This is a genomic window from Vibrio sp. CB1-5 (assembly GCF_059412285.1).
Genome location: NZ_JBJHPB010000025.1, coordinates 53,614 through 69,215 on the forward strand (window position 1 = coordinate 53,614; position 15,602 = coordinate 69,215).

11 protein-coding genes are annotated in these 15,602 nt (G+C 47.3%); 5 read left to right on the plus strand and 6 right to left on the minus strand.

Annotated elements, in window-relative coordinates; all coding sequences use genetic code 11:
• Window positions 1-33: 33 nt before the first annotated feature.
• The 3 genes from ACJB0T_RS16705 to ACJB0T_RS16715 form a co-directional block, all read right to left on the minus strand.
• A complete protein-coding gene (locus ACJB0T_RS16705) occupies window positions 34-768 on the minus strand; it encodes an amino acid ABC transporter ATP-binding protein (protein ID WP_479292091.1) in 735 nt (244 codons plus the stop codon).
• A complete protein-coding gene (locus ACJB0T_RS16710; protein WP_042502447.1) occupies window positions 765-1,436 on the minus strand; it encodes an amino acid ABC transporter permease in 672 nt (223 codons plus the stop codon). The genes ACJB0T_RS16705 and ACJB0T_RS16710 overlap by 4 nt, the downstream gene beginning before the upstream one ends.
• A 69-nt stretch (window positions 1,437-1,505) precedes the next feature.
• Complete coding sequence (locus ACJB0T_RS16715) at window positions 1,506-2,270, minus strand: amino acid ABC transporter substrate-binding protein (protein WP_479292089.1); 765 nt, start codon at window positions 2,268-2,270, stop codon at window positions 1,506-1,508.
• Window positions 2,271-2,662: 392 nt separating this feature from the next.
• Here ACJB0T_RS16715 and dnaA point away from each other — a divergent pair, with 392 nt between their 5' ends.
• From dnaA to ACJB0T_RS16740, 5 genes are all read left to right on the plus strand, one after another.
• On the plus strand, window positions 2,663-4,069 hold the full coding sequence (gene dnaA / locus ACJB0T_RS16720) for a chromosomal replication initiator protein DnaA (protein ID WP_479292087.1): 1,407 nt from the start codon (window positions 2,663-2,665) through the stop codon (window positions 4,067-4,069).
• Between the two features lie 87 nt (window positions 4,070-4,156).
• On the plus strand, window positions 4,157-5,257 hold the full coding sequence (gene dnaN, locus ACJB0T_RS16725) for a DNA polymerase III subunit beta (protein WP_479292085.1): 1,101 nt from the start codon (window positions 4,157-4,159) through the stop codon (window positions 5,255-5,257).
• A gap of 15 nt (window positions 5,258-5,272) precedes the next feature.
• Complete coding sequence (gene recF, locus ACJB0T_RS16730) at window positions 5,273-6,355, plus strand: DNA replication/repair protein RecF (RefSeq protein ID WP_479292083.1); 1,083 nt, start codon at window positions 5,273-5,275, stop codon at window positions 6,353-6,355.
• A 12-nt stretch (window positions 6,356-6,367) separates the two neighbouring features.
• A complete protein-coding gene (gene gyrB / locus ACJB0T_RS16735; RefSeq protein ID WP_479292081.1) occupies window positions 6,368-8,785 on the plus strand; it encodes a DNA topoisomerase (ATP-hydrolyzing) subunit B in 2,418 nt (805 codons plus the stop codon).
• Window positions 8,786-9,267: 482 nt separating this feature from the next.
• Entirely contained in the window at window positions 9,268-9,702 is a 435-nt protein-coding gene (locus tag ACJB0T_RS16740; protein ID WP_479292080.1) for an Hsp20 family protein, read from the plus strand.
• Window positions 9,703-9,791: 89 nt separating this feature from the next.
• On the opposite strand, the gene ACJB0T_RS16745 is transcribed toward ACJB0T_RS16740, so the two are convergent.
• The 3 genes from ACJB0T_RS16745 to glyS form a co-directional block, all read right to left on the minus strand.
• Window positions 9,792-11,051, minus strand: a complete 1,260-nt coding sequence (locus ACJB0T_RS16745) for a valine--pyruvate transaminase (protein ID WP_479292078.1) — start codon at window positions 11,049-11,051, stop codon at window positions 9,792-9,794.
• Window positions 11,052-11,244: 193 nt separating this feature from the next.
• Window positions 11,245-13,329: an alpha-amylase gene (locus ACJB0T_RS16750; protein ID WP_479292077.1), complete on the minus strand. Its 2,085-nt coding sequence runs from the start codon at window positions 13,327-13,329 to the stop codon at window positions 11,245-11,247.
• A 206-nt stretch (window positions 13,330-13,535) separates the two neighbouring features.
• Entirely contained in the window at window positions 13,536-15,602 is a 2,067-nt protein-coding gene (glyS, locus tag ACJB0T_RS16755) for a glycine--tRNA ligase subunit beta (RefSeq protein WP_479292075.1), read from the minus strand.

The window sequence follows — 15,602 nt, forward strand, 5'->3', positions numbered from 1 at the left end:
TACTTTTTGTGAGCAAGAGCGCAAGGATCATTATTAGATCCCAACCTGATTCAGGAATTTCTTAAGTTGGATATCCTGTGGATCATTAAAGATTTGCTCTGGCGTACCTTGTTCCACAATATGGCCGTTGGCCATAAAGATCACTCTATCGGCAACCTCTTTGGCAAATTGCATTTCGTGGGTCACAACCAACATGGTTTGATGCTGAGTTGCGAGCTTTTTCATAAGGTTAAGTACTTCACCAACCCACTCAGGATCGAGTGCTGAAGTTGGTTCATCGAAGAGCAACAGCTCCGGTTGGAGCGCCATAGCGCGGCCAATACCGACACGCTGTTGCTGTCCACCGGATAGGGACGCAGGGTATTGATCCCCTTTATCGCCTAGACCGATGTCATCGAGAATTTGCTGCGCTTTTTCAAGCGCTTGGTCTTTTTTCCAGCCTTTTACGGTGATAAGACCTTCGGCAATGTTCTGACGCGCAGTCATGTGCGCGAACAGAGCGTAGTTTTGAAAGACAAAGCCGGTTTTGCGGCGCAGTGCCAATACTTCGGCTTTCGTGTGGCTCTGACAATCGACCGTCACATCATCGATGGTGATTTTGCCTTTGTCTGCTTGCTCAAGAAAGTTTACGCAGCGCAGCAGCGTCGATTTTCCGGTGCCGCTTGAGCCAATAATGACGATGATTTCACCTTGTTTGATATCGATGTCGATACCTTTTAGGACTTCTGTTTCGCCAAACTGCTTGTGGATATTTTCCAGTTTAATCATCGTTGATATGCCTTGTTCAATCTTTGTTCAGCCCACAGTTGTACGCGAGTAAGCACTAACACCACGCCCCAATAGATCAGTGCGACTGCCAAGAAAGCTTCAAAGAAGCGGAAGCTGGATGACGCCTCCATTTGAGCCTTGGCCATGATTTCAGCCACGCCGAGTGTAAAGGCCAGTGATGTCGATTTGATCATGTCGATGAAATAGTTCATCAGCGATGGTAAAGCGACACGGGTCGCCTGCGGCAAAATAATGCGGCGCATAGCTTGGCTGGTTGTCATACCCACTGACAAGCTCGCTTCCATTTGGCTGCGATCAATACCGATGATGGCAGCACGAATGCTTTCTGCCATGTATGCCGCGAAGTGGAGTGTTAAACCGATGACGGCAGCACTAAATGCATTCAGTCCGACCATCCACGGGAAGATTTGTGGCAGACCGTAGTAAAGCAAGAACAACTGCACCAAAAGTGGGGTGCCGCGGAAAAAACTGATATAGAGCTGACTGAGCTGATCGAGGACTGGGATCTTGAAAACACGAATATTCGCTAAGATGACCGACAAGATCAGAGAGAACACCAGTCCCCATACTGCCATTTCCATCGTAGTGCCAAGATACTTGAGCAGTATCGGCATCAGCTCCAGCATATATTGAAAATCAAATCCCATAACGTTACCAAACTTCTAGAAAAACAAACGCCCACTAACAAGCGTAGTGGGCGTAATAATAGTGATCACTTACTTTTTAGTGATGTCTGCGCCAAACCACTTCTCAGAGATAGTCGCTAGCGTACCATCTGCACGCATATCTGCCAGTGCCGCATTGACTTCTTGTTGCAGTTTTTGACCTTTTTCGTTGTTCACGAATGGCCATGCGTTTTCAATCGTTTCGAACGGTTCGCCTGCTAGCTGTAGTGGCAGACCTGTCTTCTTGATAAGTTCAAGTGCAGATAGGCGATCCATCACGAATGCATCAGCGCGACCAAGGGCAACATCGTGTTCAATACCTGTATCGTAGGTTTTAACGTTGATTTTGCTGTCTTTATCGTAGCTACGTAGTAGCTGCTCAAAGTTAGAACCAAGGTTTACCGCTACCGTTTTACCTGCGAGGTCTTCAATACCTTTAATGCTGTCATTGCCTTTGCGAACAGTAATCTGTGCACCATCAATCACGTATGGGTTTGCAAATAGGTATTTCGCTTTACGTGCATCGGTCATGGTGATCTGGTTTGAGATGGTGTCGATACGACCGGTCTCAAGCAAACCAAACAACCCAGAGAAGTTCGCAGTCACGTACTCGACCTTGTAGTCGTTACGACGACCGATTTCATCCCAAAGGTCAACTTCAAACCCTTGTAACTTATCTTGCTTAACAAAGGTAAATGGGAAGTAGCGACCAGACATGCCGACTTTCACTTCTTGTGCTGTCGCAGCATATGCTGCTTGAGATACGGTTGCAGAAAGCACTAATGCCGTTAGTAGGCTTTTAATCCAGTTTTTCATTTTACTACTCCTTCGGTTTATGGAGAGGATGTTACTGGTAAAACTGTCGATAAGTTAAATAACGAGTTGTTATTAACCATAACAAATCCGTGGTTGAACGCTGACTTTTTGTTCATCTCTGTTCAAGGTTTGATCAAATTCGATGACAGCTTAAACACGGATCTATACACAAGTTAGATCATGTTTCGCATTTTGTGGGTAGATCTGTGTTTTGTGCATGCGTTTGTGAGTAAAATTAGGGAATATTGTGTGGATCAAGCCAAATCGACCGAAAAAATTGTGAATAACTTAGATCTTATTCACTGGATCGCCGATCATTTGCTGGCGATCTTGGTTATCAACAGGTAAAATTACCAATCTTTTCCAATTCCAATAAATAGAGTGAGAGCACCGTGTCATCTTCGCTTTGGTTGCAATGTTCGCAACGTCTACAAGAAGAGCTACCCGCTACCGAATTCAGCATGTGGGTTAGACCCCTGCAAGCTGAGCTTAATGACAACACCTTAACTCTATTTGCGCCTAACCGCTTTGTACTCGACTGGGTGCGCGATAGATACCTCAACAGCATTAACCGCCTACTGAAAGAGTACTGTGGTAATGATGTGCCGAATCTTCGTTTCGAAGTCGGCAGCAAGCCGATTTCTGCGCCGCCAGCACCTAAGCCAGTTAAGACCGCTGCTGACGTTGCGGCTGAGTCTTCTGCGCCTGCGCAGCTACAAGCGCGCCAACCTGTGCATAAAACCTGGGATGATGAGGCAGAAGTCTCGGACATCAATCATCGCTCGAACGTTAACATCAAGCATAAGTTCAACAACTTCGTTGAAGGTAAGTCGAACCAGCTTGGTCTTGCTGCGGCACGTCAGGTGGCGGATAACCCTGGTGCGGCCTATAACCCGCTGTTCTTATATGGCGGTACAGGTCTAGGTAAAACTCACCTATTGCACGCTGTAGGCAATGCCATTGTTGATAACAAGCCAAACGCGAAAGTGGTGTACATGCACTCGGAGCGTTTCGTTCAGGACATGGTTAAGGCGCTACAAAACAACGCAATTGAAGAATTTAAGCGCTACTACCGCAGTGTTGATGCGCTTCTTATCGATGATATTCAATTCTTCGCCAATAAAGAGCGTTCACAAGAAGAGTTCTTCCATACCTTTAATGCGCTGCTTGAAGGCAATCAACAGATCATCCTGACATCGGATCGTTATCCGAAAGAGATCAACGGCGTAGAAGATCGCCTGAAATCTCGTTTTGGTTGGGGCTTGACCGTGGCTATTGAACCACCAGAGTTGGAAACTCGCGTGGCGATCTTGATGAAAAAAGCCGAAGACCACCAAATTCACCTAGCGGATGAAGTGGCATTCTTCATTGCTAAGCGTCTGCGTTCAAACGTCCGTGAGTTGGAAGGCGCCCTAAATCGCGTGATTGCTAACGCCAACTTTACTGGTCGTCCAATTACCATCGATTTTGTTCGTGAAGCGCTACGTGACTTGCTGGCTCTGCAAGAGAAGTTGGTAACGATTGATAACATTCAAAAGACGGTTGCTGAATACTACAAGATTAAAGTAGCGGATCTGCTTTCTAAGCGTCGTTCTCGTTCTGTTGCTCGCCCGCGTCAGCTAGCGATGGCGCTCGCGAAAGAGTTGACCAACCACAGCCTGCCAGAGATTGGTGATGCATTTGGTGGTCGTGACCACACTACCGTGCTGCATGCGTGTCGTAAAATCGCTCAGCTCCGTGAAGAGAGTCATGACATTAAGGAAGACTATTCCAACTTAATTCGCACGCTTTCTTCATAATAGTGGCATAATCACTATAATTAGCATTCAAGTTATTGTATTTCGCATATAAGTGGCATGGATTGCCATCTTTACGAAGAGTTATCTATGAAATTTACTATCGAACGTCATCACCTACTAAAGCCGTTACAACAAGTTTCCGGTGCATTAGGCGGCCGTCCTACATTACCTATTTTGGGCAACTTGCTTCTTAAAGTCGAAGAAGGGGTACTTTCTCTTACCGCGACTGACCTTGAGGTTGAGTTGGTAAGTAAGGTGACGTTAGAGAGTGAATTTGAAGCAGGCAGTGTGACCGTTCCTTCACGTAAGTTCCTCGATATCTGTCGTGGGCTACCCGATGACTCAACAATCACTATCGTACTAGAAGGCGATCGCGTACAAGTACGCTCTGGTCGTAGCCGGTTCTCACTATCCACATTGCCAGCGAGCGATTTCCCTAACATTGAAGACTGGCAGCAAGAAGTGGCGGTGACGGTGACTCAAGCTGAGCTTAAGTCGCTGATCGACAAGACTCAGTTCTCAATGGCTAACCAAGATGTGCGTTACTACCTAAACGGTATGTTGTTTGAGTTAGACCAAACAACATTGCGCTCAGTGGCGACTGATGGTCACCGTATGGCGGTGGCAACGGTGGCGCTAGAAGGCAGTTTTGACAACAAACAGATCATTGTGCCGCGAAAAGGTGTACAGGAGCTTTCTAAGCTTCTAGATGCGCCAGAGCAGCCAGTAACGCTGCAAATTGGCAGTTCTAACATTCGTGCCGAAGTGAACAACTATGTCTTTACGTCTAAGCTTGTTGATGGTCGTTTCCCTGATTATCGCCGCGTAATGCCGCAAAATACCGACAAAACACTCGAAACTAACTGTGATGAGTTGCGTCAAGCGTTCTCCCGTGCCGCGATTCTATCGAATGAGAAATTCCGCGGTGTTCGCGTCAACCTAGCGGATAACGAGATGCGCATTACGGCTAATAATCCAGAGCAAGAAGAAGCTGAAGAGATGCTCGACGTGAACTTCCAAGGTGACGCGCTCGAGATTGGTTTCAACGTTTCTTACGTTCTCGATGTACTTAACACGCTTCGCTGCGACCAAGTACGCATCTCGATGTCAAATGCCAACGCCAGTGCGTTGATTGAAAATAGCGAAGATGACAGTGCCATGTACGTGGTGATGCCGATTCGTCTCTAAGACGAGCATGACGTTATGCCGCTTACGCGTTTAATCGTACAGCAATTTCGAAATATTAAAGCCTGTGATATTGAACTATCCACAGGCTTTAACTTTATTATCGGCCCCAACGGCAGTGGCAAAACCAGCTTGTTGGAGGCGATCTATTTACTCGGTCATGGACGCTCATTTAAAAGTTCGCTCACCGGTCGAGTGATACAAAATGACTGCCAAGAGCTGTTTGTACATGGCCGTTTTTTGAACTCGGATCAATTTGAGATACCCATTGGCATTAATAAGCAGCGCGATGGCTCAACAGAGGTTAAAATAGGCGGTCAATCTGGGCAAAAGTTAGCTCAGCTTGCCAAGGTTCTACCGCTGCAACTTATCCATCCAGAGGGCTTTGAATTGCTCACTGATGGCCCTAAGTTTCGTCGGGCATTTATCGACTGGGGTGTATTTCACTCTGAGCCCGGTTTTTTTGAGGCTTGGGGTCGCTTTAAGCGTCTCAGTAAGCAGCGCAATGCGCTACTTAAGACGGCCACCAGCTACCGAGAGTTGAGCTACTGGGATAGAGATTTAGCCCAGCTTGCTGAACAAATTGATGGTTGGCGCCGCACCTATATCGAGCAAATGAAAACCTTGGCGGAGGAAATGTGTCAGTCTTTTCTGCCGGAGTTTGAAATTAAACTCGGTTACTACCGTGGCTGGGAAAAAGATACGCCGTATGGCGAGCTCTTAGAACGTAACTTTGAGCGTGACCAAAGTTTGGGATACACCTTTAGTGGCCCAAATAAAGCCGATTTAAGAATTAAAGTGAACAACACCCCTGTAGAGGATGTGTTGTCTCGTGGTCAATTGAAACTGATGATGTGCGCGCTGCGCCTTGCGCAAGGGCAGCACCTCGCAGAGTTGACCGGAAAGCAATGTATCTATCTGATAGATGACTTTGCTTCAGAATTAGATAGCCTGCGTCGTAAACGCTTAGCGGATTACTTAAAACAGACTCAGGCTCAAGTTTTTGTAAGCTCTATTACCGAAAGCCAAGTTGCCGACATGATTGACGAAAATGGCAAGATGTTTCATGTGGAACATGGCACAATAGAGCAAGGTAAATAGTGAGAGAAACTCATGTCAGAAAATTACGATTCATCGAGTATTAAGGTACTAAAGGGTCTGGATGCGGTACGTAAGCGTCCGGGAATGTACATCGGCGACACGGACGATGGAACCGGTCTACACCACATGGTTTTTGAGGTGGTTGATAACTCAATTGATGAAGCGTTAGCAGGTCACTGTAGCGACATTATCGTGACTATTCATGAGGACAACTCTGTTTCTGTTAGCGATGATGGCCGTGGTATTCCAACGGAAATGCACCCAGAAGAACAAGTGTCTGCGGCAGAAGTTATCATGACGGTACTTCACGCGGGTGGTAAGTTCGATGACAACTCGTACAAGGTATCGGGTGGTCTGCACGGCGTAGGTGTTTCTGTTGTAAACGCACTGTCCAAGCAAGTGACACTGACAATCCATCGTGGCGGTCACATTCATACTCAAACTTATCACCACGGTGAGCCACAGGCGCCACTAGCAGTGATTGGTGATACTGACAAAACGGGTACAGAGATCCGTTTCTGGCCAAGTGAAGAAACCTTCTCTAATGTAGAGTTCCACTACGACATTCTTGCCAAGCGTCTACGTGAACTGTCGTTCCTAAACTCAGGTGTCTCAATCAAGCTTGTCGATAAGCGCGAAGAAGACAAAATGGATCACTTCATGTTTGAAGGTGGTATCCAAGCGTTTGTTGAGCATCTAAATACCAACAAGACACCAATCATTCAGAAAATCTTCCACTTTGATAACGAGCGTGATGATGGCATTACGGTTGAAGTGGCGATGCAGTGGAATGATGGCTACCAAGAAAACATTTACTGTTTTACCAACAACATCCCTCAACGTGATGGTGGTACCCACCTTGCAGGTTTCCGTGCCGCACTGACGCGTACGCTAAACTCATTCATGGATAAAGAGGGCTTCTCTAAGAAAGCCAAGACAGCGACATCAGGTGATGATGCTCGTGAAGGTCTAACAGCTATCGTATCGGTGAAAGTGCCAGATCCGAAGTTCTCAAGCCAAACCAAAGACAAGCTGGTTTCATCAGAAGTGAAATCAGCGGTTGAGTCTGCGATGGGTGAGAAGCTGTCTGAGTTCCTAGTAGAGAACCCAGGTGAAGCGAAGATTGTTTGTACTAAGATCATTGACGCCGCTCGCGCACGTGATGCAGCGCGTAAAGCGCGTGAGATGACACGTCGTAAAGGCGCGCTAGACCTAGCGGGTCTGCCAGGTAAACTGGCTGACTGCCAAGAGAAAGACCCAGCGCTTTCTGAACTGTACATAGTGGAGGGTGACTCTGCGGGCGGTAGTGCTAAGCAGGGTCGTAACCGTAAGAACCAAGCGATTCTTCCACTGAAAGGTAAGATCCTAAACGTTGAGAAAGCACGTTTCGATAAGATGCTGTCTTCACAAGAAGTGGCAACGCTAATTACAGCTCTAGGCTGTGGTATCGGCCGTGACGAGTACAACCCAGATAAACTGCGTTACCACAACATCATCATCATGACCGATGCGGACGTCGATGGTTCTCACATCCGTACGCTACTTTTGACTTTCTTCTACCGTCAAATGCCTGAGCTTATCGAGCGTGGTTACGTGTACATCGCTCAGCCACCGCTTTACAAAGTGAAGAAAGGTAAGCAAGAGCAGTACATCAAAGATGAAGATGCAATGAACCAGTACCAAGTTTCTTTGGCACTAGACAACGCAGCTCTTCACGTGAATCCTGAAGCTCCAGCACTAGCCGGTGAAGCACTAGAGAAACTTGTGCAGCAGTACAACGGTGCAGTGAAGATTGCTGAACGCATGGCTCGTCGCTACCCGCACGCACTAGTGAGTGAGTTCATGTACACGCCACGCCTAACAGCTGAGCAATGTCACGATGCGGCGGCGGTTGAAGCATGGTCTAAGCAGCTTGTTGAGCAGCTAAATGTGAAAGAAGTGGGCGCAAGCCAATACAGCTTTGAGGTTGAACAGCACGCTGAGCTAGGTTTGAATCTGCCGAAAATTATCGTGCGTACTCACGGTGTGACTCATGAACATGTACTCAGTATCGACCTACTGAACTCGAAAGAGTACGGCAAGCTAGCATCTCTATCGGAAGCTCTAGAAGGTCTGATTGAAGAGGGTGCTTACGTGAAACGTGGTGAGCGTACTCAACCGGTGAGCAACTTTGAAGATGCCCTAAACTGGCTAATCAAAGAATCGCGTCGTGGTCTAAGCCTACAGCGCTACAAAGGTCTAGGTGAGATGAACCCAGATCAGCTTTGGGAAACCACAATGGATCCAGAGACTCGTCGTATGATGCAAGTAACGATTGAAGATGCGGTTGGCGCAGACCAGCTGTTCACGACACTCATGGGCGACCAAGTAGAGCCTCGTCGTAACTTCATCGAAGAGAACGCACTGAAAGTAGCTAACCTAGACGTTTAGATTGGTTTCTCTTCGCTGGCTGAACTGATTTCTGCGTCGAAGGTGCTCATTTATACTTATAAATTGCGCGCCTTCTCCTTGAACTCAGCTCACCCAGCTTCGATAAACCAATCTAAAAACAAAAAGACTGCCTTACACGGCGGTCTTTTTTGTTTTTAACTCTATGAAAAATAACCGTTATAAAAATAATTAAAGAAAATGCCTTGAAAGCGATTTTCGCCATCCCTATATCTAGTTATGAAGAGGAAGCTGTCTTGCTCAAGAGAGAAGAAACAGACCTTTTAGACGCCAGCAAAGTATCGCTCAGTGGAGGATAGCTTTAACGGCACACTTAAAAAATATGATTTGTTGCTACGTCCCCGAACAGCAAGGCTGTCAGCGGAGTGGTGGATAAATCCCTTAGTCGTCACGGCATCGGTTTATGAACTTGGTGTTGGTGAACACTCACGACTAAGACTATTGCTTACTATGAGGATAGCATTATGAGAACTGTAGATTTCACTCCTTTATACCGCAACGCAATTGGCTTCGATCGTCTATTCAACATGATGGAAGCGAACACAGCGAAAAATTCTTCGGGCGGTTACCCTCCATACAACATCGAACAACAAGACGAGAATCACTTCCGTATTACTATGGCAGTGGCTGGCTTTGCTGAAGACCAACTCGATCTTACTCAAAAAGAGAACATGCTGATTGTTAAGGGTGAACGTAAAGCTGAAGAAGGCAAAAACTACGTGTACCAAGGCATCGCAGAGCGCGATTTCGAGCGTAAGTTCCAGCTTGCTGACTACGTGAAAGTCGTGGGTGCAAGTATGGAAAATGGTCTACTTCACGTTGATCTGGAGCGTGAGATTCCAGAAGCGATGAAGCCACGTAAAATTGAGATTGGTGGTAACAAACTGATCGAAGGCTAATCATTTCGCTGAAATGAAAGCCCTGATATAAAGAGTGAAAGAGCGCCAGAAGGCGCTCTTTTTGTATCTATTCTATTTTATCAACAGCCTTAAGCGCCAGTGCCTTGCAAGTATGCTTTAGCAACTTCTTCCGCGATAATCGCTATACCTTGCTGCATTTTGTCGTCATCTTGCACATAGTTCATGCGCAGACACTGATGGGCATGATCCCATTCATCTTCCTGACCGATAAAGAAGTATTCCCCAGGGACAATCAACACGCCGCGGTCCTTCAAGCGTTGGTAGAGCTCCATAGTGGTAATGGGTAGCTCATCAAACCATAGCCACAAAAAGATAGCGCCTTCTGGCTTATGGATTCGAAAACGTGGATCGGTAATCGCCGATTGCAATAACTCAACCGCGCGCTGGGATTTTTGCTGGTAGAACGGCTTAATGACGTTCGAGCTAAGCTCTAGAATGTCGCCTTTCTCAATCATATGATGAGCGAGTGCGGGACCAAAGCTGCCCGGCGCTAGACTAATAATGCCATTCATATTGGTCATCGCTTGCGTCACTTCTTCACTGGCAATGACGATACCACAGCGCAATCCTGGCAAGCCTAGCTTAGATAAGCTCATACAAAGGATAGTGTTCTCATTCCAAAACGGCTCCACATCTTCAAAGATGATGTTTGGGAATGGCAACCCGTAGGCGTTATCGATGATTAATGGGATGTTATTTTCACGAGCCAGCTTGTCCAGCTTATGGATCTCTTCGTCGGTGAGTACGTTACCCGTCGGGTTGGTTGGGCGAGAAGCACAAATTGCGGCAACCGAATCATCGATCTCTAGGTGCTCAAAATCCACATGGTATTTGAATAGACCGTTATCAAGCAGCTCAATCTCTGGGTGATAGGAGACAAAGATGTCTTCGTCTATGCCTGCGTCACCGTAACCAATGTATTCGGGTGCAATTGGTAGCAAGATTTTCTTGTGGCTGCCATCGCTTTGCTTACCTGCGAGTAAGTTAAATAGATAGAAAAATCCACTTTGGCTGCCATTGGTCAGACTGATGTTCTTTTCGGTGATGTTCCAGCCATAGGTATCACGCAATAGCTTGGCGAGCGATTTAACAAACGCATCTTTTCCTTGTGGACCATCGTAGTTGGCCATGGCAGCCACCAGCTCACCACTGGCGAGGAGGTCACTACTGGCTTGGTGAAAATACTCGAGCATGGCAGGAATGGCGGCTGGGTTACCACCTCCGAGCATGATGGCACCTGGAGTGCGAAGGCCATCATTAAGATCATCCATTAATTGGGTAATACCTGAGTAACGATTAAATTTTTCACCAAACTTCGAAAATTGCATTGTTGTACCTAGTTCATTGTGTTCACTTGTTGTGTTTATAAGGGGTTTTATCCTGCTGGTAGCAAGATGAACCTTTGAACATACAGCAATGATTACGGCAGGCAAAGCACTATTTGAGTGCAAAGAAAATGAGCAATAAAAAAGGAGCGCGGTAAGCGCTCCCTTTGATGTGATGTAGTTGGTAATCTAATGACTATTCGCCAGTGTAAACGATGAGTACCTTGTCATCTTGGTAGCGACGTTCAAATGCATAGTACCCGTTTTGCTGGTGGGTAATATGCTCACCCTTAGCAATCGCTGGGTGGCGTAGGCGAAAGTCGCCTAATGTTTGCCAGTGCTTCAATAGGGTTTCGCGATGGCCCGTTATCTTATCCCAAGGCATGTCTGAGCGCGTACCTTGGTGTGAGTCAGAGCCACTGACACCTAGATCTCTTGCTATCTCATCACCATAGTAGATCTGCACCGCACCCGGACTCAACATCAGTGCATTGGCGGCACGCATCTGATCATCAATACTTCGGCTTCGAGATGCCCAGAACAGTGAGGTGTCGTGCGAAGAGAGGTAGCTCAGCACATTAAACTCGCTGTCGCTGTTAATGCGCTCGGCATAGCGGCGATAGTCACTGTCTAGGTTAGCAAAACATTTTAATGCCTTAGGGGCAACATCCCCTTGGAACTCGAAGTTGATGATAGAATCAAAACCGTTATCAAAATACGGGCTCTTCACCACGCTATGCGCCCAAACCTCACCGGTCATCCAGAACGGTTTATCATCCAGTGCCTTGTCTGGGTTGTTTTGTTTCCACTCTGCCAGTGCTTCATTACTGGCTTGCTTGAGCTTGGCCCAGCTTTCCATTTCGACGTGTTTAGCGGTATCGACACGGAAGCCATCGATGCCATACTCGCGAACCCAATCCGTGAGCCAGGTGATCAAATGCTCACTTGGCGTGGCTTGAACCTCTTTAGCATTGGTCTCTTTATTCCGATAGAAGTTCGGCAGGCCTGTCTTTTGCGTCGATTCGGTTTTTAGATCCGGCAAGAAGTTGAGTGACATGGTTCTGTCGTTGTATCCTGGTGTGTCGTAGTCACCAATATCGGTACGGATCCAGTCTTTACCCCACCATTTATCCCAGGCTTCAGCGTCGCTGTATTTGATGTAGTCGTTGAAGCTATGCCAGCTTTGTCCTGATTTTGGGTGCCAATCGGTCCAGTTTTCACCGAGCTCTTGTTTTGCCTCTTCATCAGAGAGGTACAGCTTTCCAAAGCCAAACTCTTGCATGTCCGCTAGCGTGGCATAGCCGGTATGGTTCATGACCACATCCCAAACGACGCGGATACCTTTCTCGTGGGCAGTATCCATAAACTGGCGTAATTCAGCCTCGGTGCCCATGTTGGCATCGAGTTTGGTCCAATCTTGATGGTAATAGCCGTGATAGCCATAGTGCTTGAAGTCACCTCTGTCACCGCCACCAACCCAACCATGAATTTGCTCCAGTGGTGAGGTGATCCAGATAGCATTGACGCCCAGTGATTCAATGTAGTCGAGTTTTTTAGTCAAACCGTCCAGATCGCCACCATGGAAGGTACCGATTTCATGTTTACCGTCTTTGCTTCGGCCATAGCTGTTATCGTTATCTGGGTTGCCGTTGTAGAAGCGATCGGTCATGACGAAATAGACAGTCGCGTTGTCCCAGTCGAATTCCGCCTTCGGTGCTTGCTCTGCTGGTTCTAGCAGTAATAGGCCTTGGCTGTTTGCACCAGGCTGCAGCGCAATCTTGCCGCTGCTGACCGTCGCTTGTTGCCCGCTCAGCGCATCTCTAAGTACAGTCCCATCGGCAAAGGTGGCACTGACATCGATAACTTTGGGGGTGTCGGTGGCAACAGGACAGGTAGAGGTAAAATCGTTGCTCTGTTTTGGTTTCACCTTTACGGTGAGCTCGTTGTTGGCTGGATTGAGCGTAAACTGGTAGGTATTCGCCTTGAATACTCGCATTGGAATGGCCGATTCCCCGGCACAATCATCGAGCTTTAGCGGGCGATTGAACTTAATGCGCGCTTCTTCCGCTAGGGAAAAGGTGCTGCCACAGGTTTGTGCATGATCACCAATAGAAAAGGTGTAGCTGCCTTTATCAAGCCTCTTTTCTGCAACCAGCAAACCTTGTTCATGAGCAGTAAAAGCAACTTGTTGGTCACCTAGACTAAGTAGTAACGCGTCATCTGGCAGTTGGCTACAGGCGCTAAGCATCGCCACTGAAAGTGAAAGTAGGGTCTTTTTCATGGGTTCTCTTCCTTGAAGTTATCCCACGTTTATATCAAATATTGACCTCTACATTCTGGGTGCTATAACCGCTAGTTTGCAGGCAAACTCCCTACAATTTTCTTACTAGTTCACAGAACTAACAATAACTTGTTGCTGATCGAAAGGTACAAAAAAGGGAAGCGGATGCTTCCCTTTCATTAACCATTACTGCCTAAAACTGACGACTATTTCTGAAGAAGTGAAATGTCGGCGATTTGTAGGAACAGGTTACGCAGGTTGTTCAGTAGTGTCAGACGGTTCTTCTTAAGCGCTTCGTCATCGGCCATGACCATCACGTTATCGAAGAACGCATCCACTGGCTCACGTAGGTCAGCAAGCTTGCTTAGAGCTTGTTGATAGTTACCGGTCGCGAATGCTGGCTCAAGGGCTTCAGTCATCACTTCAACGTTCTCTGCTAGCGTCTTCTCTGCATCTTCTTGTAGAAGTGCAAGGTCGATCTCTGCTGCCAGTTCGCCGTCGAATTTCGCTAGGATGTTACCTACACGTTTGTTCGCTGCCGCTAGTGCTTCTGCTGCGTCTAGCTCACGGAAGTGAGATACCGCTTTAACGCGTTGGTCGAAGTCTGCTGGTTTGGTTGGACGGTTAGCCAGTACTGCTTGGATGATATCCACGCTGAAGCCTTCGTCTTTGTACCATGCATTGAAACGACCAAGCATAAAGTCGATGACGTCGTTTGCAACGTTCGCGTTTGTTAGCTTGTCGCCAAATAGCGATTGTGCTTTCGCAATTAGGTCAGTCAGGTCTAGGTTGTAGCCGTTTTCTACGATGATACGTAGCACACCTAGCGACGCACGACGAAGTGCGAATGGGTCAGAGCCCTTAGGTGCTTGGCCAATACCAAAGATACCGACAATCGTATCTAGCTTGTCTGCCATTGCGACTGCTGAAGAGATACCTGTGCTTGGTAGATCGTCACCGGCGAAACGCGGCATGTACTGCTCGTAAAGCGCCAGTGCTACTTGCTCATCTTCACCATCGTGAGTGGCGTAGTGCATGCCCATTACACCTTGAGTATCGGTAAACTCGAATACCATAGAGGTCATTAGGTCACACTTCGCTAGAAGACCAGCACGCTTAGATTTCTCTACGTCAGCATCGATTTGCTCTGCGATGTAGCCAGCAAGTTCAGTGATGCGGTCTGTCTTGTCTTTGATAGTACCAAGCTGCTTCTGGAAGATAGCTTGCTCTAGCTCAGGAAGACGGTCGATAAGAGGGCGCTTACGGTCAGTGTTAAAGAAGAATTCAGCATCCGCTAGACGTGGACGTACAACCTTCTCATTACCTTCGATAACGTAGCGAGGCTCTTTAGATTCGATGTTAGAAACGAAGATAAAGTTAGGCAGTAGCTTCTTGTTCTCGTCATACACCGGGAAGTATTTCTGGTCACCTTTCATGGTGTAAACCAACGCTTCAGAAGGCACCTTCAGGAACTCTTCTTCAAACTTCGCCGTTAGTACTACTGGCCATTCAACTAGAGAAGTGACTTCTTCAACTAGGTCATCTTCTAGATCAGCGATACCACCAACAGCCGCTGCTGCTTTTTGAGAATCTGCTAGGATGATTGCTTTACGCGCTTCGTAATCTGCCATGACTTTACCGCGCTCTTCTAGGATCGCAGGGTATTGCTCAGCAGAATCGATAGTGAACTCTTGCTCACCCATGAAACGGTGACCACGGATAGTGCGGTCAGAGGCTACGCCTAGGATCTCGCCTTCAATCAGGTCGGAGCCCATTAGCATAGTCAGTGTTTTAACAGGACGGATAAATTGAGTCGTCTTGTTACCCCAACGCATTGGTTTCGCGATTGGTAGGTTAGCTAGCGCTTTTGCTGCAAGCTCAACCACGATTTCCGTTGTTGCTTGGCCTTTTACTTCTTGTTTGAAAAGAAGCCATTCGCCTTTGTCAGTCACTAGGCGGTCTGCTTGCTCAACAGTGATGCCGTTACCGCGAGCCCAACCTTGAGCTGCTTTAGTTGCATTGCCATCAGCATCGAATGCCACAGAAACAGCAGGACCACGCTTCTCAACCACTTTATCAGGCTGACCTTCAGCAAGACCCGCTACCTTAAGTGCTAGACGACGAGGAGCCGCGTACCATTTTACGCCTTCGTGTGCGAGATCTGCGCCTTTAAGCTCTGCTTCGAAGTTTGCTGCGAAAGCTTCTGCTAGAGTGCGAAGCTGTGTTGGTGGTAGCTCTTCAGTACCCAGCTCAATTAGAAATTCTTTTGCCAT